Below are 21,257 nucleotides of genomic sequence, written 5' to 3'. Positions count from 1 at the left end.
CACAGAAAGCAGATCACCATGGACACCATGCTCGCCGGACGCTTCCACCTGGACAGCAAGAAGTTCGCCGTGGAAGAGGTCCCGATCCCCGTGCCGGGCCCGGGCGAGGTCCTCATCGAGGTCAAGGCCGCCGGCGTCTGCCTCTCCGACGTCCACCTCCTCGACGGCTCCCTCGTCCCGCTGTTCGCCACCTCCGACACCATCACCGTCGGCCACGAGGTCTCCGGCGTGATCCACACGCTCGGCTCCGACCTCAAGCGCGGCCTGGCCGTCGGCACCCGCGTCACCCTGGAGGCCGGCAAGACCTGCGGCACGTGCGCCGGATGCGTGCGCCACCGCCCCTGCACCCAGATGCTCACCGCCGGCATCGACTACGACGGCGGCTGGGCCGAGTACGTCATCGCCCGCGAGGACACCCTCATCCCCATCCCCGACAGCCTCCCTTTCGACCAGGCCGCGATCATCCCCGACGCGGTCTCCACCCCCTACGCCGCCGTCGTCGCCACCGCGGGCGTCCGTGCCGCCCAGTCCGTCGGCGTCTGGGGCGTGGGCGGAGTCGGTGCGCACAACGTACGCCTCGCCCGCCTGGTCGGCGCCGCCCCGATCATCGCCGTCGACCCGCTGCCCAGCGCCCGCGAGCGCGCCCTCGCCTTCGGCGCGGACCACGCGCTCGACCCGGCAGCCCCCGACTTCGCCGACCAGGTCCGCGCAGCCACCGGCGGACGCGGCCTCGACTTCGCCTTCGACTGCGCCGGCGTCCCCGCCGTCCGCGACCAGGCCGCCTCCGTGCTCGGCCTGGGCGGCTCCCTGATCCTGGTGGGCATCACGCCCAAGCCGCTCACCATCACCGAGGGCCTGACCTTCAACTACCTGCAGAAGCAGGTGCGCGGCCACTACGGCGGCTTCCCCGAGTCCGTCTCCGAGCTGGTACAGCTGACCGCGGCCGGCCGCCTCGACCTGGCCCCCTCCATCACCGACCACATCCCGCTCGTCGAGGCCGCCGACGCCATCCACCGACTGGAGAACAAGATCGGCGACCCGATCCGCCTCGTCCTCGTCCCCTGACGCCCGTCAGCCGGACGACAAGCCACCCTGGGCAGGGGTGAGTGGGCGCCGGTGCGTGAGGGAGCACCGGCGCCCACGGCTTTCCGGCAACCGTGGAGAGAAAGAACCATGCAGACGACCGACACCCCGGGCCGTACTGTGCAGCGCAGGGATGCTCACTCCAACCGCCGACGCATCCTCGCGACCGCCCGACGGATACTGCGGGTGGACCCGGACGCGAGTCTCGACAGCATCTCTCAGGCGGCCGGCGTCGCCCGGCGCACCCTCTACGGACACTTCCCCAGCCGGCATGCGCTGATCGCCGACCTGGCGCGGGAAGCGAGCCACGAGCTCCGGCAGGCGTTCGCCGCGGCGCGGACCACGGATGCCGACCCGATGGAAACGATGACACGGATGGTGCTGGCGGCATGGCCGGTGGGCGACCAGTACCGCATGCTCATCGCCTTGGGACGCCGCCATCTGGGAGAGGACGCGATCCGTACCACTCTGGCACCGGCCCGCGCAGAAGCCGTCGCGACCCTACGACGTGGTCAGCGCGAAGGCGTCTTCGCGGACCACCTTCCCGCACCTGTCCTCGCCCAAGCGCTGGAGGCACTGATGCTGGCCCTCGCCGAGGAGAACGCCGCGTGCACATGGGCCGACCCCACGGGTGAGGCCGCGGCAACCGCGTTCCTCATAGCCGTCGGCGTGGCACCACAGGCGGCTGCGCTCCAGGTGCAGGACGTTGTCAGGCAGGGTCGGGAAGCGGGCGCCGGGTGACCTCATGGGCGTCGTCCGGGGGGACGCCGAGCATGCGCAGGACCATCTCGGCCAGGTCGGAGGCGGCCTCGTCGCCGTCGAGGTCCGGGCGGTCCAGCCGAAGAGCCACGAGGGACAGCAGGGTGCCCCCCAGGGCGGACAGGGCGGTGGTCGCGTTGCCGCAGGTGAAGCGGCCTGAGGCGATGCCGATCTCCAGGTCGCGCAGGGCGCGTGGGGCGAGGCCGCTGTCGGCGTGGATGTGGGCCAGGCCGCGGTCGCGCAGGATCCGCAGGAGTTCCGGGTGGGAGTCGGCCATCCGGGCGGTGAGCCGGAAGCCGACCGCGACCAGCTCGGCCGGGTCGTCGATGCCTTCCACGCGCTCGTCGATGACCTGCCCGAACTCCTCCAGGGCGTCCGTCACCGCCGCGTCGAACAGCTCCGTCTTCGACTCGAAGTGGTTGTAGAAGGACCCGAAGCCGACATCGGCGCGCTCGGCGATGGCCTGGATGCTCGCGCTCGTGTCCCCGGTTTCCGCGAGGATCTGCCGGGCCGCGCGGACGAGCGCCTGGCGGGTCTCGGCACGGCGTCGCTCGAAGCGGTTCTTGGGTGGGGCTGACGTCGGCATACGGCCCAGTGTAACCGCCGCAACGATGACCCTGCCATTACTGATGAGATCCTCAATTATTTGGGCTACGCCTATTGACGACGAGAAACAGCAGAGTTGATGATTTCCTCATTACGGCAGTGTTGCTTGGAGGACACCATGTCCCACATCCCCGTTAACAAGGGCGGCGGTCCTCTGACGCCCCACCAGGACCTTCACAGTGAGCAGGGCGCCCTGCGCGGTGAACACCCCGGACGGGCCCGGAATCCCGTGATCAAAGTGGCGGACCTGGCCTGGCTGGAGTTCGAGAAGCCGGACCTGGACCGGGCCGAGGTGTTCGCCCGCGACTTCGGCTTCGCGATCGCCGCCCGCACCGAGCACGAGCTGTGGCTGCGCGGCACGTTCGCGGGCTCGCCCTGCATGGTCATCCGGCGCGGCCACGCCTCCCGTTTCCTCGGGCCCGCGTTCCGCGCGGCCGAACGGACCGATGTGGACCGGCTGGCCGCCGCCGTCGGCCACACCGTCCGGGACATCGACGTCCCCGGCGGCGGCCGGTCGGTCGCCCTGTTCGATCCCTCGGGACTCCCGGTCCGGGTGGTGCACTGCGCCGAACCGCTTCCCGAGCTGCCCGGGCAGCAGCCGCTGATCCTCAACACCGGCATCGAAGGCCGTCGTACGAACACCATCCAGCGCCCGCCCCGTGAGCCGTCCCGCATCCAGCGCCTCGGTCACGTGGTGCTGGAGACGCGGTCGTTCACCCGCACCCTGGACTGGTACCTGGACACCCTCGGGATGATCGTGTCCGACTTCCTGTTCCTGGACGGGCAGCGCGACCGCGGGCCGACCATGGCGTTCATCCGCTGCGACCAGGGCAGCACGCCCGTGGACCACCACACCCTCGCCCTGCACCTGGGGCCCGGTACCGGTTACGTCCACTCCGCCTACCAGGTCACCGACCTCGACGCGATCGCCGCCGGCGGCGAGTACCTGGCCGAGCGCGGCTACCAGCGCAGCTGGGGCATCGGCCGACACATCCAGGGCAGCCAGCTCTTCGACTACTGGCGCGACCCCGACCGCTTCATGCTGGAGCACTTCGCCGACGGCGACCTGTTCTCCTGCGACCTCGAACCCGGATGGGCACCGATGTCGGCGAGCGGACTGGCCCAGTGGGGCCCGCCCGTCACCCGCGACTTCCTCGGCACCAGCCCCTCCCCCGTCAAGCTCCGCGAGGTCATGACGGCCCTGCGCGACGACAACGAACTCGACCCCGCACGCCTGCTGGGCCTGATGAAAGCGATGAGCTCATGAGCACCAACGTTCTGCGCACCCCCGACGGCTGGTGGGCCGTCCGAAACGAGCGCGCCGTCCGCATCGAGACCAAGGCCGTCACCACCGCCGAACTGCTCGCCGACCGGGCCGCCGTGCGGGATGCCGCCGCCTCCGGCGAGAGCGGCACACCCGTCGCCGACCTGGTGGCGCTGCCCCCGGTCACCACCCCCTGCCGGGTGGTCGCCCAGATGGTCAACTACCGCAGCCACGCCAAGGACTCGGGCTTCACCGGCGACATACCGCCCACCTTCTTCCGCAAGGCATCCGGCTCGGTCAGCGGCCCGCACGACACGATCGTCCGCCCGGCACACGTGAACTTCCTCGACTACGAAGTCGAACTCGGCCTCGTCATGGGCGCGACGCTCCCGGTGGGCACAGTTGTGGAGGAGCAGGACCTTCCCTCGTATGTCGCCGGGCTCGTCCTCACCAACGACGTCAGCGCCCGCGACGTGCAGCTGACCAAGACGCAGTTCTACGAGAGCAAGTCCTACCCGACCTTCACACCGACGGGTCCGTACCTGGCCCTGCTGGAGCCCGAGGACTTCGCCCGGCTGATCGACCTGCGGCTGCGGCTGTCGGTCAACGGCGTACCGCGCCAGGACCGCACCCTGGCCGACATGATCGTACGACCGGCGCAGGCGCTCACCCTGCTCGCCCGCTTCCAGACCCTCGACCCGGGCGACCTGCTGTTGACCGGCACACCCGGCGGCACCGCCCTGAAGGCCCCGCCCAAGCCGGTCGAGAAGATCGCCGCGCTGCTGCCGCCCGCGCTGAAGTGGAAGGCGTTCTTCAACGGTCAGGCCAAGAACCCCCGATACCTGCGCGACGGCGACCTCGTCACCGCCACCATCGCCACCCCCGACGGGCACATCGACCTGGGCGAGCAGCGGACCGCTGTGGCGGACGCGAGGTGAGCGCCACGGCCCGGAGACCGGTGGTCATCGTCGGCGCGGGACCCGTGGGAGTCACGGCCGCGCTCCTGCTCGCCCGGCACGGAGTGCCCAGCCTGCTCCTCGAACGCCACCGGGACGTCTACCCCCTGCCGCGTGCCGTCGTCGTGGACGACGAGGTGCGCCGGATCCTGCACAGCGTCGGCGTCCAGGAGGAGTTCGCCGCCCTGGCCCGGCCGGCGCGCGGGCTGCGGCTGCTGGACGCCCGGCACCGCGTGATAGCCGAATTCACACGATCCCGGCACGGCCATCATGGCTACCCCCAGACCAGTATGTTCGACCAGCCCGACCTCGAGCGCCTGCTGCGCGCCGCCCTGGCGCGCAGCCCGGAGTGTGAGTTGTGGGACGGGGTGGAGGTCGTGTCCGTCAGTCAGGACACCGACGGGACGGCTCCGGTCCTGGTCACCTTCCGCCGCGAAGGCAGCGACGAGGACGAGCACGTGTGGGCCGATGCGGTCCTCGGCTGCGACGGCGCCGGCAGCCTCACCCGCGACGCCATCGGCGCCGTATGGGAGGACCTCCACTTCGAGGAGAGCTGGCGGGTCATCGACGTCCGCACCAGCCGCCCGGTGCGGACCTGGGAGGGCGTCGACCAGATCTGCTGCCCCACCCGGCCCGCCACCTTCATGCGCCTCGGCGAGGACCGCTACCGCTGGGAGTTCCGGCTGCCCGCCGACGTAGACCTGGACGGCCCGGACGGCCGGGAACGGCTGCGCGAGCTGGTCGCCCCCTGGGTGGACCTCCCGTCCGCCGCCGCCTGGAGCGACGACTTCGAGGTGATCCGGCAGGCGCAGTACACCTTCCGGGCCCGCCTCGCCGACCGCTGGCGCCGGGGACGCGTCTTCCTGCTGGGCGATGCGGCCCACCTCACCCCGCCCTTCATCGGACAGGGCCTGTGCGCGGGCCTGCGCGACGCCCGAAACCTCACCTGGAAGCTCGCCCGCGTTCTCCGACAGGGCGCGGACGACGGGCTGTTGGACACCTACGAGCGCGAGCGCAAACCGCACGCCCGCTACGTGATCCGGCTCGCGGTGGCCATCGGCTGGGCCATGACGGGTGGACAGGACCGCGGCGCGGCACTCCGCCGGGCCGTCGTCGGCGCGGCATGCCGCGTCCCCGGCGTAACCAAGACGGTGAGCCGCGACCTCAGCCCCGCACTGACCGCCGGCCCGCTCGTACGGCGCCGCCCCGGGTTCATCGGACGCGGGCTGACCGGCACCTTCTGCCCGCAGCCCTGGGTGACCGTCGACGGCAGGCGAACGCGCCTGGACGACGTCCTCGGAGACTCCTTCGCCCTCCTGACCGCTGTGCCGCCCACCCCGCAGATGACGGCCGTGGCCACGGCGCTGGACGCACCCACGATCCACGTCGACGACCTGAACGACGACGGCACGCTGGCGGCCTGGCTGGCCCGCGGCCGAGCCGACGCCGCCCTGCTACGCCCCGACCGCGTCGTGATGGACACCGTCCCCGCCGGGGCCGGCCACTTCCCGGACCCCACCGCGTGGGCCTCCCTGCTGCACACGGCCCGCCGTACCACCGATGCCCGGCCCGTCCCCCTGCCGAGGAGCACCACACCGTGACCACCCCGCATCCGGAACCGTTCCTGCCGCCCGACCCGAAGACGGCCGTCGGCAGCCGCATCGCGGACTTCGCCCGCTGGGCCGTCCGACACCAGGGCGTCGAAGGGCTCCAGGACCCCACCGACTACCAGGCCCTGCACCACTGGTCCGTCACCGACCTGGAAGGATTCTGGGCGGCGGTGTGGAAGTACTTCGACATCGACGCCACAACCCCGTACGAGCGGGTGCTGACCGAGGAGACCATGCCCGGCGCCCGCTGGTTCCCCGGCGCCACCCTCAACTACGCGCACCACGCGCTGCGCAACCTGCACCCGGACGCCCCCGCGATCACCGCACTGGACGAGACCGGAGCCGCCTACGAGATCACGGGCCGGCAACTGCGCGCTCAGGTCGCCTCGGTCGCCGCCACCCTGCGCGACCTGGGCGTCGGACCGGGCGACCGGGTGGTGGGCTACCTGCCCAACACCCCCCACGCCGTCATCGCCTTCCTCGCCACGGCCAGCCTGGGCGCGGTGTGGTCGGTGTGCGGCCAGGACTACTCCCCCAAGGCCGCAGCCGACCGCTTCGCCCAGCTCGAACCCACCGTGCTCATCACGGCGGACGGCTACCTCTTCAACGGGACCACGCACGACCGTCGTACCGCCTCGCTCGAGCTGGCCGCCGCCCTGCCGACGCTGAAGGCCACGGTGCTCGTGGACCACGTGGGCCTCGCGTGGCCTGAGGGCGGACACTCGGTGCTGACGGTTCCCTGGGAGGACGCGACCACCCGTGTCGAGTACCTCACCATCGCCCCGGTTCCGTTCGACCACCCGCTGTGGATCGTCTTCTCCTCCGGCACCACCGGCCTGCCCAAAGGCATCGTCCACGGCCACGGAGGCGTCCTGCTCGAACACCTCAAGATCCTCGCCCTGCACTGCGACCTGGGCATCGGTGACCGCCTGCTGTGGTACACCACCACCCACTGGATGATGTGGAACCTGGTCGTCTCCACCCTGCTCACCGGCGCCACCACCTGCACCTACGACGGCAGCCCCGCGCCGGCGGCGCGCCCGGACGTCCTGTGGGAGCTGGCGGCCCGCCACAAGATCACCGTCTTCGGCACCAGCCCCCAGTACCTGCTGGCCATGGCCAAGCTGGGCATCGAACCCTCCGTGCACGACCTGTCGGCCGTCCGCGCCATCGGCAGCACCGGCTCCACCCTGCCCGCCTCCGCCTACCCCTGGGTCCGCGACCACGTGGGCGCGGGCATCCAGCTGGCCTCCACCAGCGGCGGCACCGACGTCGTCTCCGCCTTCGCCGGCAGCGCCCCCACCACCCCGGTCTGGGCGGGTGAGCTGTCGGCCCCCAACCTCGGCGTGGCGCTCGCGGCGTACGACGGCGCGGGACGGCCGGTCGTCGACCTGGTCGGCGAACTGGTCGTCACCCGCCCGATGCCGTCCATGCCGCTGTACTTCTGGAACGACCCCGACGGCAGCCGCTACCGCGACGCCTATTTCTCCGCCTACCCGGGCGTGTGGCGGCACGGCGACTGGATCACCCTCACCTCCCACGGCTCGGTGATCGTCCACGGCCGTTCCGACGCCACCCTCAACCGCAACGGCGTACGCCTGGGCAGCGCCGACATCCACGACATCGTCGAACGCCTCCCGGAGATCGCCGAGGCCCTCGTCATCGGCGCGGAGGAACCCGACGGCGGCTACTGGATGCCGCTCTTCGTGGTCCTCGCCGACGGGGTCGGTCTGGACGAGTCCCTGTGCGAGAAGATCCGCGACGCGATCCGCACCGGCGCCTCACCCCGCCACGTCCCCGACGAGATCCTCCCCGTGCCGGCCATCCCGCACACGAAGACCGGCAAGAAGCTCGAGGTCCCCGTCAAGCGTCTCCTCCAGGGCGCCCGCGCCGACCAGGTCCTCAACCCCTCCGCGGTCGACAACCCCGACCTGATCGCCTACTTCGCCGGCCTGGGCGCCGAACGCCGCCAGGCCCGCCGCCCGCACACCCCCGAAGGCGCCTCGTGATCCTCTCCGCCTCGCTGACCTGTCTCCTCGCGCTGATCTTCGCCCTGCTTGGCGCGGCCAAGATCCTGGCCCTGGGGCCTGTGCCCGAGCTGGCCGCCCACGCCGGCTTCACCACCGCGGCCTACCGGGTCATCGGCACGCTGGAGCTGGCGGGCGCCATCGGCATGGCCCTCGGCCCGGTCGTTCCGCTGTGCGGCGACCTGGCCGGCATCGGGCTGCTGATGCTGCTCGCCGGTGCCGTGACCACGCACGTACGCAAGGGCGACGGGCCGGCGAAACTCCTCCCCGCGGTGACATGCGCGGCCCTGGTCGCCTGGTATCTCGTACTCCTTCCCGGCCTCTGACCGTTCCGGGGGACTGTCAGCCTCCACTCGTCCTGTTAGCGAGCCCACGGCGGGGCTGGCAGACTGAATCTGTGGTTCCGCTGATGGTCGCGGCGGATCAGATCGCGTCCTCATCGCTTACCGGCGCCAGTGTGGTCTCAGCCTGCGCACTGCTCTTCACCGTCGCGTCGTTCTGGTGGCTCAACGCCCGACAGGGACGCCTGAAGGCGTGGGAACCTCATGCCTTCGCGGCGATCGTCCACGGTTCCACGGCACGCCTACGACTGCCGCTCATCCTGCACAACACCGGTCCCAAACCGATCGTCGTACAGGACATCACCCTTACCTTCCCTGATGAGCCCGCCTCTCATCTGCCCCTCCTGTGGGTGTCCTCACCGTCCCGGCTCCAACCGGGTCCGGACGAGGAGGCGAAGCTGCCCGCCGGATTCGTCGTGCCCGGCAGAGAAGCGCAACAACTCTTCATCGAGTTCGAAGCACCGTTTTCCGGATTCCTCCCGGAGCCCCGTGACTACAAGGCCCAGCTACAAGTGCGGGTCGGCCACCGCAAGGGTTGGCGCCCCTTGCTGACGTTCAGTTTGAGGGCCGCCAACATCATCGATCCAGATCGCTACACCGTTTACAACAACGCACCGCTCGGGCTGACGAAGGAAGACCAGAAAAGAGCGGATGCCGCGCTCGTGGAACTACTGGTACAGCAAGGGGACGACTCCTCTCCAGGCAGCGGGAGACAGCGGAATTCTTCGAACGACGATGACGACGCCGGTACGAGTCGCTGACTGCGGGTCCGCTCAACCTGAGGACATGGCGCCCCTCCACATACGCCTCTGACCTGTACGTTCCTACGGTGTGGCGACACGCAAACGTCCCCGTCGAACGCCAGGAAGTGGTGCCGATGTCGTCGCCCGCAGGCGCTCCACCAGCCCCGTCCAGCCTTCCCCGCATCGTCGCCGCCAGCCTCATCGGCACCACCATCGAGTGGTACGACAACTCATTCGACCGCGGCTAGGACCTGCGGATTTCTATGATTCCGGCCCTCAAAGTCAGCACGGAACCAGCACGGGGCTTGTGGCACGCTGTTTCGGTGCTGGCCGACCTGCGTCGCAGCGCGCTCCATTGCCCCCGACGGCATACGCACATGCTTACTCAGTGTCACCGAAAGCCTGAGCCGAGAGGGACGAGCCAACCGCCCGAAGAGGGACACCGCCATGCGATCACTGAAGCAGGCGAGGTACCTCACGACACGGTGGCTTCGCCCTCCTGGCCTGCCAGGCGGACCGGCGATCGCGCCCGCCCTGCCGAGGCAATGCGAGGGCCCATGCGCACTCGCGTGCGGCCATATCTGCGCCCGTACGGTGCCGAGCCATGCCAGGGAACTTCGCCGACCGGCCGAGCAAGACCGACTTCGCCAAGATCGCTCTACCCGTGTGCTCGGGGGCCGCGATTGGCAAGGACGACCAAGAACTTCAGTGTCTTTCAGGCCCTCGCCACACCAGCGTGTCGTCCAGCCGCAGGGCCACTGCTCCTGTCATGCAGCCAACAACGAGGTGTCGGCCGATGCCCAGTACGGTGAGCACTTCGTCGTCGATCCGAATCGTACCGAGATGCTCCAGCGAGACGAGGTCGACGAGGTCAACTCGGCTTCTTTTGACGCTTGTTGTGGACCAGTCGGTTTTACAGGTCCGAGTGGATGGCTCAGCGCCGAGCACGAGCACTTGTCGGCCCGCTATCTCCATCACATCCATGTTGGAGTGGGTCGAGAAGAGATGAGTACTCGTTCGCCGTACCAGTCGGCGCGTGGCGAGGTCCCAGATACTGAGGTCACCGAAGGTCGTGCGGGTGATCGCGACCGTCAGGTTGCGCAGGGTGGTGACGGTGACAGCCCGCACCTCGGAGTCGTGCAGCATCGGCTCCCCCACGGCCATGCCGGTGGCCGGGTCCCACATCTGCACACAGCCGCGTGTGGACTTGTCGCCGCTGAAGGTGCCGGCGGTCAACACCACGGGGCGCCCGGCCACCTGCGCGCAGGTGACGGCCCACAGCCAATCACCGGGATGCCTTGCGGTGGGATGCGCCGGCGATCCGGACTCCAGATCAAGAAAGTGAACGTCACCGTTCAGCTCGGCGGCCACCACCAGCGGGTGGTCGCCGCCCACGAATCCCGCTCCTTTGAGCCAGAATGGGCCGTAGAATCGTTCGGTACGCCATGCGGCAACCGCAGCGGTGCGGGTCTTTTCGTGAGCTGGGCACGTGGTGGCCGACCCCAGGTGCCACAGCCGCACAGCGCCGTCATGTGCGCCCGTCACCAGATAGGTCTGGTCGCCGACCTGACCGCTCGCGATCGTGTAGATCAACACGCCCGGATCGAAGGGATCAGGGGCCCCGTCGCCGTTACCGTACGCCCAGGCGAGGTGCGCGAACCAGTCGTCCCCGAAGTCCTCCACGCCGGCGTAAGGCCGGCCGGACCCCAGCTCCGCGAGGAACTGGCCGTCGGACAGGCGACGTGCGATAAGGCGCCCGCACCCGCTGAGTACCAGGGTCGGCTCCCCGTCTGACTCGACCATCGCAACCGCATGGACGTTGCCGTGGTAGCAGCCGTGTGCGTCGACACGGTCGCCCCAGCCCAGGTGGGCCCACGATGTCGTCCACGGTCGGTGTGGGGCGATGCGCTCCACCTGCTCGGCGAGGTGGTCGAGGCCGAGGTGGCGCGCGCCCTGTTCCAGCTCCGCGGCTCGCCGGAGCCGGTCGTCTCCCGGGTCGGGGACGAGGCGGAAAAACTGCGCTCGGCTACGGCTTTCCTCCGGTTCGGCGTCATCGGTCCACTCTTCGAGTGCCGTCGTCAGGACCTCATGTTCGGCCGCGAGGACGAAGGCGGCGTCCTTGAGCAGAGGCTCCAGCTGTTGGGCGGCCGCGGCGTGGAGGGCCAGATAGCGGCGTACGTAGGCTGGTGCGCTGTCCCAGTCCCGGCGCGCGCCGACGATCGGCGCCAGCTCGGTCAGGGCCCTGGTGATCTGGCGTTGGGCCACGTCTTCGCTCCTGCTCAGTCGCAGGGCTTCCACCAGCGCCTGGTGGTACAGGCGGTAAGAGGCGGTGCCGTCGTCGACGATCTGCTCGACGAGGAAGTCGGCCGCCGAGGCAAGCAACCAGTCCACGTCGGCCAATGTGTAACCGCCTGGGGCAAGGGTGCCTGCCAGTGTCACCCACACCACGTCCCGCGCCAGTCCCTTGCCATGAACGTAGGCGAGCGGCATCAGGAGATCCCGCGCCCGGACCCGATCCGGCCCGAGGCGGACCAAGTAGTCGTCGAAGGCGTCGGCGACCGTCCCTGGCAGGCGCAGCGAGTCGTCGATGTCCGGATCGAAGACGGTGTCGCTGCTTGTCAGTGTCCGACTGACAAGTTGCGCGATCAAGAAGGTCGGGAACGCGCGGTCGGCGACCGCGTCCGCCACCCGTTCGGCCAGCTCCGGACGGTTCCGGTACGGGCTCCTCAAGTGTGGATCCTCCGCGGACAGGAGCCTCCGGCGCACGTAGTCGACCAGATCGTCGCGGTGCAGCCACGGCTCGCTGTCGAGGTCGATGACCCGCGCGTCGTGGCCGCAGGCTCTCAGCAGTGTTCTCTGGTGGCCGGGCCGCGTGCCGACCAGGATGCGTACCCCAGCTTGTTCGGCGTCACCGGCGACCCGCCGCAGGGCACGCGCGATGGCGTCCGGCTCGGCCGCCTCGTCCAGCGCATCCACGACCACAGTCAGGGGCGAGGGCTGGGATTGCAGGTGCCTCACGAGGAGGTCCAGCTGCCGGTCGGGCAGCGTGGCAGCCAGTTCAGCCCCTGTCACCGCAGCGATGCGGGCCAGCACGTCAGTGAGTGACCGTCCGCGCGCCAGGATCGCCAGGCTCACACAGCCGATCTTCGGAACCGTACCGTCGGGTGCGTCATCCAGTGGGGTCAGCGCACGCGTCGTGGGGTGTGCCAGCGTGACGATCCGCGCCAGTACGGCGGACTTGCCCGACCCTGGGCCACCCGTGACGACGTGCACCTGCCCGTCGGGAGCCTCGGCATCCAGCCAGGCGACGAGCTGCCGCAGGGCGAACGTGCGGCCGGTGAAGCACCAACCGGCCCGGCCCTGTTCCACGCCACGCGCCCTGGGACTCCAGTGGGCTTCCAGCTCACCGTCATCGAATCGGACGCCGCAGGCTCCTGCGGCCGTCCTCGGCGCCTTCTCGGTCGGAGCCGCCATCCGCCGTCCGCCCCGGTTGTCCTGCCGGTAACGGTAAGCGGCATCGTGCCAGGCATACCAGGTCCGTTCCGTGCTGCGGTCGAATCCACCATCTGGCAGCAGCACCGACGACAGAAGCCTGCGCAGGGATCTCCAGTCCGGAACGTTCTCGCCGCGCTGCCACCGACTCAGCTTCTGTTTCGACAGCGCGAGTTCCTCCGGGGCTCCGTCGGCGATCTGGGCGAGCGAGAGCCTCCTGGCCTTTATCAGAGCCCTGAGCTTCCTCCCGAAGAACGCAGCCGGATCTTCTTGGGCCGTCCCGTGGTCGTCCGGTGCACCAGACGATCCCGCTACGCCGTCCCCACCGGCTGTGAGCTGCGAATCCACCCCATTCCACGGCGGTCGCACATCGCGTGACGGGGCATGAGGCTGCGAAGGTGCCATGGCAGCCCAACCTATCCCGAGGGGGGTACCTCCATGACTCATCTCCTCACATTGCTGCATCACGCCGGGCCGGCCATCGAAGCGGCGGCCCTGCTCTACAGCGCGACCGTCGTCCTGAGCGCCCTGGTCGCGATGCTTGCGCCCGGCTCCGCGCGCCGCCGGGCGGCTCGCGACGTCCTTGCTCTCCTGCTCCGGCACCGCGTGGAGGCCGGAAGGCTTCGAGCACGAGAAGCCGCACAGATGCGTCGCACACCGCTGACGCGGGCGCAGACCGTGGATGCGAGGCCACCGGCGCCTTCCGGGCAGGACTACGAGCTGGAACCCGACGATGCCTGAGCCACGGAGTCGGACGAGGTGTGAAAGCGCCCAGCCGCGATCCCCACCGACTGCACGACACCGCCCTGAGCGACCTCATGCCATGCGTCGTCGACAAACCAGCACGGTACGGGCGCCCACAATTGACATCATGTGAAGTCAGGCGCGATCCGACGTGTAAATCCCATGGTTTCCGCCACCACAGGACGACACAAGATTTATGGGCGCACGCCCCGTCGGGTGACACGGCCGTCATCCCCACCGTGAACAGCACTCATTCGATCGGGGCTAGGACCTGCGGTTTTCTGCAATTCTGGCCACGGAAGTCAGCACGGAACCAGCACCGGAAGTCGACGGTGATGACTAGGCCGTTTCTGATGGCTCTTGGACGGTGTCGCGGAGTCGGATGACGGTCGCGGTGACGGTCAGGGTGCCGTTGAAGATGTAGTCGCGCTTGTCATACCGGGTGGCCACCGAGCGAAATTGCTTCCACTTGTTCACGCACCGCTCGACCGCGTTGCCACGGCGGTACTGGACCTTGTCGAAGGCCGGTGGCCGGCCACCGGCTCGTCCCCGGCGCTTGCGGCGGAGCCGCTGGTTATCGGGCTGCAAGGGTCGCTGGAACGTACCGAAGGCGTGGAGATGCTGCGCTTCATCGAACATGGCCACCGCGTACGGATGCTCGGCGTCGCGGACGATGGGTTGGCGGTCGACACTCCCGAGGACCTCTTGAGGGCCACCACCTTGTTGCGGATTCACACCGGGCCTGCGATCGCCCGCTTCCCCTGGTGACCGCGGTCGACCGCCGCTCCCCGCGGTCCGGCGCTCTGCTCACACGGTCCAACTCGATCGCGCCCGTCTCCGGGCGCCGGAACAGCGGCACACTCAGCGTTTTGGCCACTGCCGCTCCAGCCCCCGGCCCTTGTACCGCAAGGGTCGATGCAACCCGCAAGCTCCGGCGCGCGCTAAATCCCAGGGTTACCAACACGACCGAAACACATGTGTTCGAAATTGCGACCGGCTCGTTGAGCCGCAGGAGCAGCCACACAACCATCAAGGGGGACCTTGTGACTTCGGCTAGAACACCAGCACTTGCGACCCCCCATAACGTGGCCCGGAGTGAAGAGTGCTCGTACCGAGACGAGTCCAGCCGCGGGGCCTCTGTGCGGATCACGCTCACCATGACGCGGTGGCTGCCCACGCCGGCTTTCCAGGCGCTGAGCCGGCCCGGGTCAGGAGGCGCGCTGTGAAGAGGTTCTTCGGACGGGTGCGGATGGCGGAGCCGGAGGTCTCCGACGCCGAGGAGGAGCTCTTCGGCGGTCCTTTGCGCTACGACTTGGGCTGGTCGGAACACGAGCGGGCCCGGCTGGACTTGACGATGACGTCGGCTCTGCGCTCCATGCCCAGGCTGGTCGGGGCGACCTTGCGGATGGCGTGGCAGGCAGACCGCCGCGCGCTGCTCACGGTCGCGATCAGCGAGATCGGACAGGGTCTCGCCGCAGCCATCGGGCTGCTCGCGGTCAACGCCGTCATGCACGCGCTGCTCGGCTCCGGCACCCCCGGGCAGCGGCTGCACGCAATTCTGCCCGGGCTGCTCGCCGCCGCCGGAGCAGCCGTGGTCAACTCCGGCCTGGCCGGATGGTCCACCTCGCGGGCGGGCCGGCTGGAGCCGCTGGTCGAGCGGATCGCCACGACCCAGTACCTCGCCGCCGCCGCGTCGGTCGAACTGGAGGCCATCGAGGACCCGGAGTTCCGGCGGTTGATCGATGTCGCCCAGTACGGCGCCGGATCCGCCCGCCGCATGATCAGCGCCTGCGTCGCCGCGCTGAACGGGACCATCTCCCTGATCTCCACGGCCGGTGTGCTCACCATCCTCCACCCGGTCCTCCTGCCGATGCTGATCCTGATCGCGGCGCCGCGCGGCTGGGGCGCGATGCGGGTGGCGCAGGAACGGTACGTGTCGGTGATGAGCTGGGTCGAGCATGTGCGGGCCAGCCGCCTCATCGGCAACCTGCTCACCGAGCGCACCGCCGCCCAAGAGGTGCGCATCCACGCCGTCGGCCCGTTCCTGCTCAGCCGCTACGAGCGGATGGCCGAGAGCGCCGAGGCCGAGCAGGAGCGCCTGGCCACCGGCAAAGCCGTCACCGAATGGGTGGCCGCCGCGCTGTCCGGACTCGCCATGGCGGCGACGTACGCGGCCATGTTCTGGCTGATCATGAGCGGGCACATGAGTCTGGCCGTGGCCGGGACCGCCGTCATCGCCGTCCGGTCCGGCTCGGCGAGCCTGGGCGCGCTGGTGATGAACGTCAACCAACTGCACGAGGAGTCGCTCTACGTCCGCGACCACGCTCGCTTCCTGGACGAGGCGGCACGGCGCACCATCCCCAGCGGGGGCGACCCCGTCCCGGCACGGGTGAGGCAGGTCGTCTTGGAGAAAGTGAGCTACCGCTACCCGGACCGGGAAGCCCCCGCCCTGGACGAGGTCTCCCTCACGCTGCCCATGGGCTCGGTCAGCGCCGTGGTCGGCGAGAACGGCTCCGGCAAGAGCACTCTGATGAAGGTGGTCTCGGGCCTGTTGCTGCCGCAGAGCGGGACGGTGTTGTGGGGTGAGGCCGACATCGCCTCCCTGGACCGCTCCGAGGTCTTCGACCGCGTCTCACTGCTCACCCAGGACTTCCAACGCTGGCCCGTGACAGCGGCGTTGAACATCCGGATCGGCCGTCCCGCCCGGCCGGCCGACCCCGAGCACCTGCAACCTTCCGTGGACTACGCGGGTGCCGGACCGGTCATCGCAAAACTTCCCGACGGGCTGCGCACCCTGCTGGCCCGGATGTTCCGCGGCGCGAGCGAACTGTCGGGCGGCGAGTGGCAGAAGATCGGGCTCGCCCGGACCCACTGGCGCAGCTTCACCTCGGATGCCGACGGTGTGCTCATCGTGGACGAGCCCACCTCCGCCCTCGACCCGGAAGCGGAGATCGCCGCCTTCGACCGCATCCGTCGACTCGCCGCCCCGAACCGGGCCGTCGTCCTGGTCACCCACCGCATGTCCGGCGTCCGCCACGCCGACCGCATCTACGTCCTGCACCACGGACGGCTCGTCGAGCACGGCAGCCACGACGAACTCATGGCCTCCCAAGGGCGCTACGCCTCGATGTTCGACGCGCAAGCCGCCCAGTACGCCCCCGCCGCCATCCCCCGCCCCGGCTCCCCCACCGTCGTAGATCCCGCATGACCCGCTCGAAAGGCCCAGCGTGACGACTCCCCCTGCTACCGCGCAGGAACACGATCCCAGTGCACTGCGGCACCGGCTCGTCGATCAGCTCCTCGCGGCCGGCCACGTACGCACCGCCACTGTCGAGGCCGCCCTGCGCAGGGTTCCCCGCCATGCTTTCGCACCGGAAGTGGCCGTGCAGACCGCGTACGCCGATGACATCATCCCCACACGCCACACGCCCGACGGCCGCATCAGCAGCTCCGTCAGCGCACCGTGGCTGCAGGCCGTCATGCTCGAATCGGCCCGCCTCCGGTCTGGCCACCATGTCCTGGAGGTCGGCTCAGGCGGTTACAACGCCGCTTTGATCGCCGAACTGGTCGGCCGGACCGGCCAGGTCACCACCGTCGACATCGACCCTGACGTCACCGACCGCGCCACCCGCTTCCTCCGCGCCACCGGATACGACCGTGTCCGTGTCCTGACGGCGGACGCCGAGCATCTACCCCCCGAGGCCATCCCCGAGGGCGGCTTCGATGCGGTGATCGTCACGGTCGACACCTGGGATCTGCCGTGGATCACCACGGTTGCGGAGGGCGGACGCCTCGTCGCCCCGCTGCGCCTCCACCAGTACGTGTGGTCCATCGGTTTCACCAAACGCGACGGTGCGCTCGTCAGTGAGGAGCCGCTCACCGTGTGCGGCTTCGTCCCCATGCAGGGCGCCGGCGCATGGGCACCGGATCTACGCACCATCCCAGGCTGCGGCATCCGCCTTGCCTTCGAGGACGGATCGCCAACGCCCGTCGACCAGCTGGCTCCAGCCTTCGACATGGCGCCCTCCACGGTCCGCACTCACGTCACCGTCGGGGGTGAGGAACCCTTCGACTCCCTCACCCTGTTTCTGGCCGGCGCGCTCCCCGGCTTCTGCCGCCTGTCCGTCGACCCGGACCGCCACACCGGCCTCATCAGCCCCCCACCCCCGCACTGGCCCGGCGCGGCCATCGTGCGTGGGACGTCACTCGCCCGTCTGGCACACGAGCGGATCGGAGACGGCGAAAGCGGCGAGGCTCTCTACGAGTTCGTCATCCATGGCTACGGACCAGCCGGTCACTTGGCGGCCACAGAGATGGCCGAGAGCGTCCGGCAGTGGCAGCGCAACCACCGCGCCGCGCCCTGCCCGCACATCACGGTCCAACCCAAGAAGGCCACCAGACCGACAAGCGCTGGCACCGACGGCCCGCACGTGTTCCATAAGAAGCACACTCGAATCAAGATCGACTGGCCCATCGTTCCCGGCGAAACAGCGCCTGCAGCCCTTGCCAATACCCAGGACCAAAATCCCTGCTGTCTTGCCCGCTCGCAAAGCAGCCGAGGGGCGACCGCGCCGGCCACCGCCGACTACTGGGAGCCGCTCTGGGCCGGCGGACGCCGGTATCGTGAGGTCACCAGCACCGAGGCCGCGCTGCTGGCCGACCACGTCGGACCGGGCCGCGGACGACCGGCTCTCGACATCGGCACCGGCGAGGGTTCTCTCGCCCACCACCTTCACCAGCTCGGTTACCGCACCATCGGCATCGATTTCGCGCCCAGCGCCATCGCCGCAGCCCGCAACACTCAGCAGGGCGACGGGCCGGTCTGGTACCTGATGGACTTCGTCTCCGATGACCTCAGCGCCCTACCGGATGCCGCGTATGCGGTCGTCACCTGCCGCCTGGTTTATCGGTGGATCGACGACAAGGCGACCTTCCTCGACCGCGTCCGACAGGTCCTGGCGCCCGGCGGGACCTTCTGGGTCGTCACCGAACTCGCCGGCCGCCGCGAGGAGAACGATCCATACAGGCACCTCGGGATCACACCCGCCGAGGCCGAAATCCTCACCGCGGGCTGGTCCGTAGTACGCACCGCCGATCTCGACGTGCTGCGCTGCTATGCACTCCGCCCCTGAACTGAGCACGGAGGTCGACGTGTTGGACAACGAGCATCAGACCCGCCTCGCCTGGGACACGTATGGAAAGCACCATCTGGAGCGCGCTACTCCCCTGCCGGAAGTGGATCAGATCTGCTGGGGCCCTGCAGTAAACGGGCCGGGGGGACGCCCTCCTCGGGGACATCGGGGGCCTGCGGGTCCTGGACATCGGCTGCGGCACTGGTCGGCACGCCGCCCACCTGGCCCGCACCTACGGAGCGCAGGTGGACGGCGTCGATGCTTCCCTCAGCCAGATCGAGCGAGCGCGTGCCCGCTACCCCGATGTACCGGACCTGCGGCTGGTGCACGCCGACGCTGTCGAGTACCTGGGCACGACAGCCCCGTACGACGTGATCTACTCCCTCAGCACCTTCCACTTCCTCGACCCGCACCGGCTCCTGCCCGCCCTGGCCACCGCCGTCAAACCGGGCGGACGGCTGTGCTTCACCGTGCTGCACACCAACTCCGATGGCGACGGCCCCACCTCGACCGTCACCCCACGCCCAGAGATCCTGCGCCTGGCCGGCGGCGACGATCTCACCGTGCACATGTGGGTGCTCACACCCGAGTTGTGGGAAGACCTGCTCGTGCACTACGGGTTCCGCGTGCAGGGCATCACCGTCCTCGACGCGCCGGAGAAGAACAACCACGCCTCCTACCGACTGTTCCAGGTCCACCGGCCGGCCCGGATCACCGCCCGTCCCCGCACCGCGAAGCCACCCGTCGCCCACGCGGCCGTCGGCGTCGGGGCCGTACTGCTCGGACCCCAGGGCCTCCTCCTTGGCCGACACCGGCTGGGCACACGGGAGCTGCCCGGCGGGACCGTGGAGCCGGGCGAGTCACTGCAAGAGACAGTCGTGCGCGAACTCGCCGAGGAGACCGGTCTGTGCACCGAGCCGGCCGACGTCCGTCTTCTCGGCATGTTCCTCGACCAGGTTGGCGACGTCGTCCGCATCACCTTCGGCGCGCTCGTCACCCACTGGCAGGGCGAGCCGGCCGACCAGCCTGGCGAGAGTGTCGGAGACTGGCGCTGGTGGCCGCTGGATGCCCTGCCGCCGGACCTGTTCGAGTGCAGTGCGCAGATCCTCACAGCCTGGCGCCCGGATCTCCCGATCGACCACGCCCCCGCCCGCTTCTCGCCCATCACCGACCCGCACACGACCGCCTGCGCGTGATACCAGCCCTGACTGGGCAGGACCCGCCCGGTGAACCCCCTACCGCCTCACCCATCGCTGAATCAACAGGACCGATCCCGTGACCCATCCACGCCGTGCCACGCCCGCCGATGCCGAAGGCATCACCCGCCTGCGATCCGAGCTGATCCTCTCCCAACCGCTCGCCCCGGACTGGCTAGCCCTTTGCCGAGACCAACTGGCCGAACGGCTGCAGGCTCATGGCGATGCCCGGGCCTACGTCGTCGACGCACCTGAGGGAGGACTCGTCACCTGCGCCCTGGCTCTCGTCAGCCCCGTACTGCCCGCACCCCGGTACCCCCACGGACTGGCCGCACGCATCCAAGCCGTGGCCACCCAGCCCGGGTACCGACGCCGTGGCTACGCCAAGGCCGCCCTCACCGCGCTCCTCAACGACCTGGAGCAGGAAGAGATCACCCTTTTCGAACTGCACGCCAGTGGCGAATCCAGGTCTCTGTACGAGGGGCTCGGATTCGTCAGCGATCCAGCACTCATGCGCAGAACCGCACTACCTCCGCAATCCCGCGGTCAGCACAGGCGCGGCGCTCTCACCGACGACTGGGACACGATCCAGCGTCTGGCCGACACGTTCAGCCGCCTCGATGCCGAGAACGGACTCGCACCAGAGGAGCAATGGACGCTGCAAGTGCTCAAGCTCGCCGAAGAGGTAGGCGAGGCTGCGCAGGCCGTCATCGGAGCCCGGGGCACCAATCCGCGAAAAGGGCACAGCCACACGTGGACAGACGTACAGGACGAGGTGGCCGACGCTGTCATCACCGGCATGGTCGCCCTGGCCCGACTGCGTCCCGACGCACGTGAATACTTCACTGCCGTCCTGGCCCGAAAAGCCGTGAAGTTCCTTCCGTCACAGGATTCCGGCGACGAGCTGCCTCGCTGACGCAGCCCCGCCAACGTGCTCCCGCCCCTCGACACGATCAACCGCCTCTCCCGGCAGTGACACATGCGGCCAGAGACGCATGGGCCCCGGCTGGACGCCGTCAGCCGGGGTCTGCATGCATGCAGAGACAGCGCAGTGGTTCAGGACTCGGTGTAGCGCGCGAGGAAGTCCAGCTCGGTGTGTGGGGGGCAGATGGCATGGGGGCCGCTGATGCAGTCGGCGGGCAGCTCTTAGAGGTCCTAACAGAAGTTGTTGATCAAGTAACCATCGGCTTGTCTGCTCGTTGGTCGGGGCGTGGGGAAGCGTCAGTCGCGGCCGTGGATCGTGTCGGACGAACTGTGGTCGCTCATCGAGCCGTTGCTGCCCGAGCCGGGGCCGAAGCTGGTGG

General features: G+C 69.5%; 15 protein-coding genes and 1 pseudogene. 13 read left to right on the top strand and 3 right to left on the bottom strand.

What is annotated here, in order from left to right; genetic code table 11:
- The first annotated feature begins 18 nt into the window (after nt 1–18).
- Together ABZ937_RS19160 and ABZ937_RS19155 are read left to right on the top strand one after the other, a co-directional pair.
- Nucleotides 19–1,065, top strand: coding sequence for a zinc-binding dehydrogenase (locus ABZ937_RS19160; protein ID WP_361693256.1), 1,047 nt, complete (start codon nt 19–21; stop codon nt 1,063–1,065).
- Between the two features lie 108 nt (nt 1,066–1,173).
- Nucleotides 1,174–1,824 (top strand): TetR/AcrR family transcriptional regulator, encoded by a 651-nt coding sequence (locus ABZ937_RS19155; RefSeq protein WP_361693254.1) that lies wholly within the window; start codon nt 1,174–1,176, stop codon nt 1,822–1,824.
- Here ABZ937_RS19155 and ABZ937_RS19150 read toward each other — a convergent pair.
- On the bottom strand, nt 1,793–2,428 hold the full coding sequence (locus ABZ937_RS19150) for a TetR/AcrR family transcriptional regulator (RefSeq protein ID WP_361693252.1): 636 nt from the start codon (nt 2,426–2,428) through the stop codon (nt 1,793–1,795). The two genes, ABZ937_RS19155 and ABZ937_RS19150, sit on opposite strands and share 32 nt — an antisense overlap.
- Nucleotides 2,429–2,566: 138 nt before the next feature.
- Between ABZ937_RS19150 and ABZ937_RS19145 the strand changes: the two genes are divergently transcribed.
- The 6 genes from ABZ937_RS19145 (at nt 2,567) to ABZ937_RS19120 (ending at nt 9,407) form a co-directional block, all read left to right on the top strand.
- Nucleotides 2,567–3,715 carry a VOC family protein gene (locus ABZ937_RS19145; RefSeq protein ID WP_361693250.1) on the top strand — a complete coding sequence of 383 codons (1,149 nt, stop codon included), beginning with the start codon at nt 2,567–2,569 and terminating at the stop codon, nt 3,713–3,715.
- Nucleotides 3,712–4,650 carry a fumarylacetoacetate hydrolase family protein gene (locus tag ABZ937_RS19140; RefSeq protein ID WP_361693248.1) on the top strand — a complete coding sequence of 313 codons (939 nt, stop codon included), beginning with the start codon at nt 3,712–3,714 and terminating at the stop codon, nt 4,648–4,650. The genes ABZ937_RS19145 and ABZ937_RS19140 overlap by 4 nt, the downstream gene beginning before the upstream one ends.
- Complete coding sequence (locus tag ABZ937_RS19135; protein WP_361693246.1) at nt 4,647–6,269, top strand: bifunctional 3-(3-hydroxy-phenyl)propionate/3-hydroxycinnamic acid hydroxylase; 1,623 nt, start codon at nt 4,647–4,649, stop codon at nt 6,267–6,269. Before ABZ937_RS19140 ends, ABZ937_RS19135 begins: the two co-directional genes overlap by 4 nt.
- Nucleotides 6,266–8,287: an acetoacetate--CoA ligase gene (locus tag ABZ937_RS19130; protein ID WP_361693244.1), complete on the top strand. Its 2,022-nt coding sequence runs from the start codon at nt 6,266–6,268 to the stop codon at nt 8,285–8,287. The genes ABZ937_RS19135 and ABZ937_RS19130 overlap by 4 nt, the downstream gene beginning before the upstream one ends.
- Entirely contained in the window at nt 8,284–8,631 is a 348-nt protein-coding gene (locus ABZ937_RS19125) for a DoxX family protein (protein ID WP_361693242.1), read from the top strand. Before ABZ937_RS19130 ends, ABZ937_RS19125 begins: the two co-directional genes overlap by 4 nt.
- A 71-nt stretch (nt 8,632–8,702) precedes the next feature.
- Nucleotides 8,703–9,407, top strand: a complete 705-nt coding sequence (locus tag ABZ937_RS19120; RefSeq protein ID WP_361693240.1) for a hypothetical protein — start codon at nt 8,703–8,705, stop codon at nt 9,405–9,407.
- Between the two features lie 687 nt (nt 9,408–10,094).
- Here ABZ937_RS19120 and ABZ937_RS19115 read toward each other — a convergent pair.
- Nucleotides 10,095–13,229 (bottom strand): hypothetical protein, encoded by a 3,135-nt coding sequence (locus tag ABZ937_RS19115; RefSeq protein ID WP_361693238.1) that lies wholly within the window; start codon nt 13,227–13,229, stop codon nt 10,095–10,097.
- A 90-nt stretch (nt 13,230–13,319) separates the two neighbouring features.
- Here ABZ937_RS19115 and ABZ937_RS19110 point away from each other — a divergent pair, with 90 nt between their 5' ends.
- Entirely contained in the window at nt 13,320–13,622 is a 303-nt protein-coding gene (locus ABZ937_RS19110; protein WP_361693236.1) for a hypothetical protein, read from the top strand.
- A 342-nt stretch (nt 13,623–13,964) separates the two neighbouring features.
- Here the strand turns inward: ABZ937_RS19110 and ABZ937_RS19105 are convergent.
- A pseudogene (locus tag ABZ937_RS19105) lies at nt 13,965–14,189 on the bottom strand (IS5/IS1182 family transposase); the annotation flags it as partial.
- Nucleotides 14,190–14,874: 685 nt separating this feature from the next.
- Between ABZ937_RS19105 and ABZ937_RS19100 the strand changes: the two are divergent.
- The 4 genes from ABZ937_RS19100 to ABZ937_RS19085 all read left to right on the top strand — a co-directional run bounded on the left by ABZ937_RS19100 (nt 14,875) and on the right by ABZ937_RS19085 (nt 20,869).
- A complete protein-coding gene (locus ABZ937_RS19100) occupies nt 14,875–16,833 on the top strand; it encodes an ABC transporter ATP-binding protein (RefSeq protein ID WP_361693529.1) in 1,959 nt (652 codons plus the stop codon).
- 19 nt (nt 16,834–16,852) lie between these two features.
- Complete coding sequence (gene fxlM, locus ABZ937_RS19095) at nt 16,853–18,757, top strand: methyltransferase, FxLD system (protein ID WP_361693234.1); 1,905 nt, start codon at nt 16,853–16,855, stop codon at nt 18,755–18,757.
- Between the two features lie 164 nt (nt 18,758–18,921).
- Nucleotides 18,922–19,953: an NUDIX domain-containing protein gene (locus tag ABZ937_RS19090; RefSeq protein ID WP_361693527.1), complete on the top strand. Its 1,032-nt coding sequence runs from the start codon at nt 18,922–18,924 to the stop codon at nt 19,951–19,953.
- Nucleotides 19,954–20,032: 79 nt separating this feature from the next.
- On the top strand, nt 20,033–20,869 hold the full coding sequence (locus ABZ937_RS19085) for a GNAT family N-acetyltransferase (protein WP_361693232.1): 837 nt from the start codon (nt 20,033–20,035) through the stop codon (nt 20,867–20,869).
- The last annotated feature ends 388 nt before the right edge of the window (nt 20,870–21,257 follow it).

The sequence above is a fragment of the Streptomyces sp. NPDC046727 genome, from assembly GCF_040645635.1.
GTDB lineage: Bacteria > Actinomycetota > Actinomycetes > Streptomycetales > Streptomycetaceae > Streptomyces.
This window is presented reverse-complemented; position numbering and strand designations above follow the sequence as displayed.

What these genes read in the sequence shown, in the direction of transcription:
- ABZ937_RS19160 (WP_361693256.1), top strand. Translation starts at nt 19, where the DNA reads ATGGACACCATGCTCGCCGGACGCTTCCACCTGGACAGCAAGAAGTTC.
- ABZ937_RS19155 (WP_361693254.1), top strand. Translation starts at nt 1,174, where the DNA reads ATGCAGACGACCGACACCCCGGGCCGTACTGTGCAGCGCAGGGATGCT.
- ABZ937_RS19100 (WP_361693529.1), top strand. Translation starts at nt 14,875, where the DNA reads ATGGCGGAGCCGGAGGTCTCCGACGCCGAGGAGGAGCTCTTCGGCGGT.
- ABZ937_RS19150 (WP_361693252.1), bottom strand. Translation starts at nt 2,428, where the DNA reads ATGCCGACGTCAGCCCCACCCAAGAACCGCTTCGAGCGACGCCGTGCC.
- ABZ937_RS19110 (WP_361693236.1), top strand. Translation starts at nt 13,320, where the DNA reads ATGACTCATCTCCTCACATTGCTGCATCACGCCGGGCCGGCCATCGAA.
- ABZ937_RS19145 (WP_361693250.1), top strand. Translation starts at nt 2,567, where the DNA reads ATGTCCCACATCCCCGTTAACAAGGGCGGCGGTCCTCTGACGCCCCAC.
- ABZ937_RS19140 (WP_361693248.1), top strand. Translation starts at nt 3,712, where the DNA reads ATGAGCACCAACGTTCTGCGCACCCCCGACGGCTGGTGGGCCGTCCGA.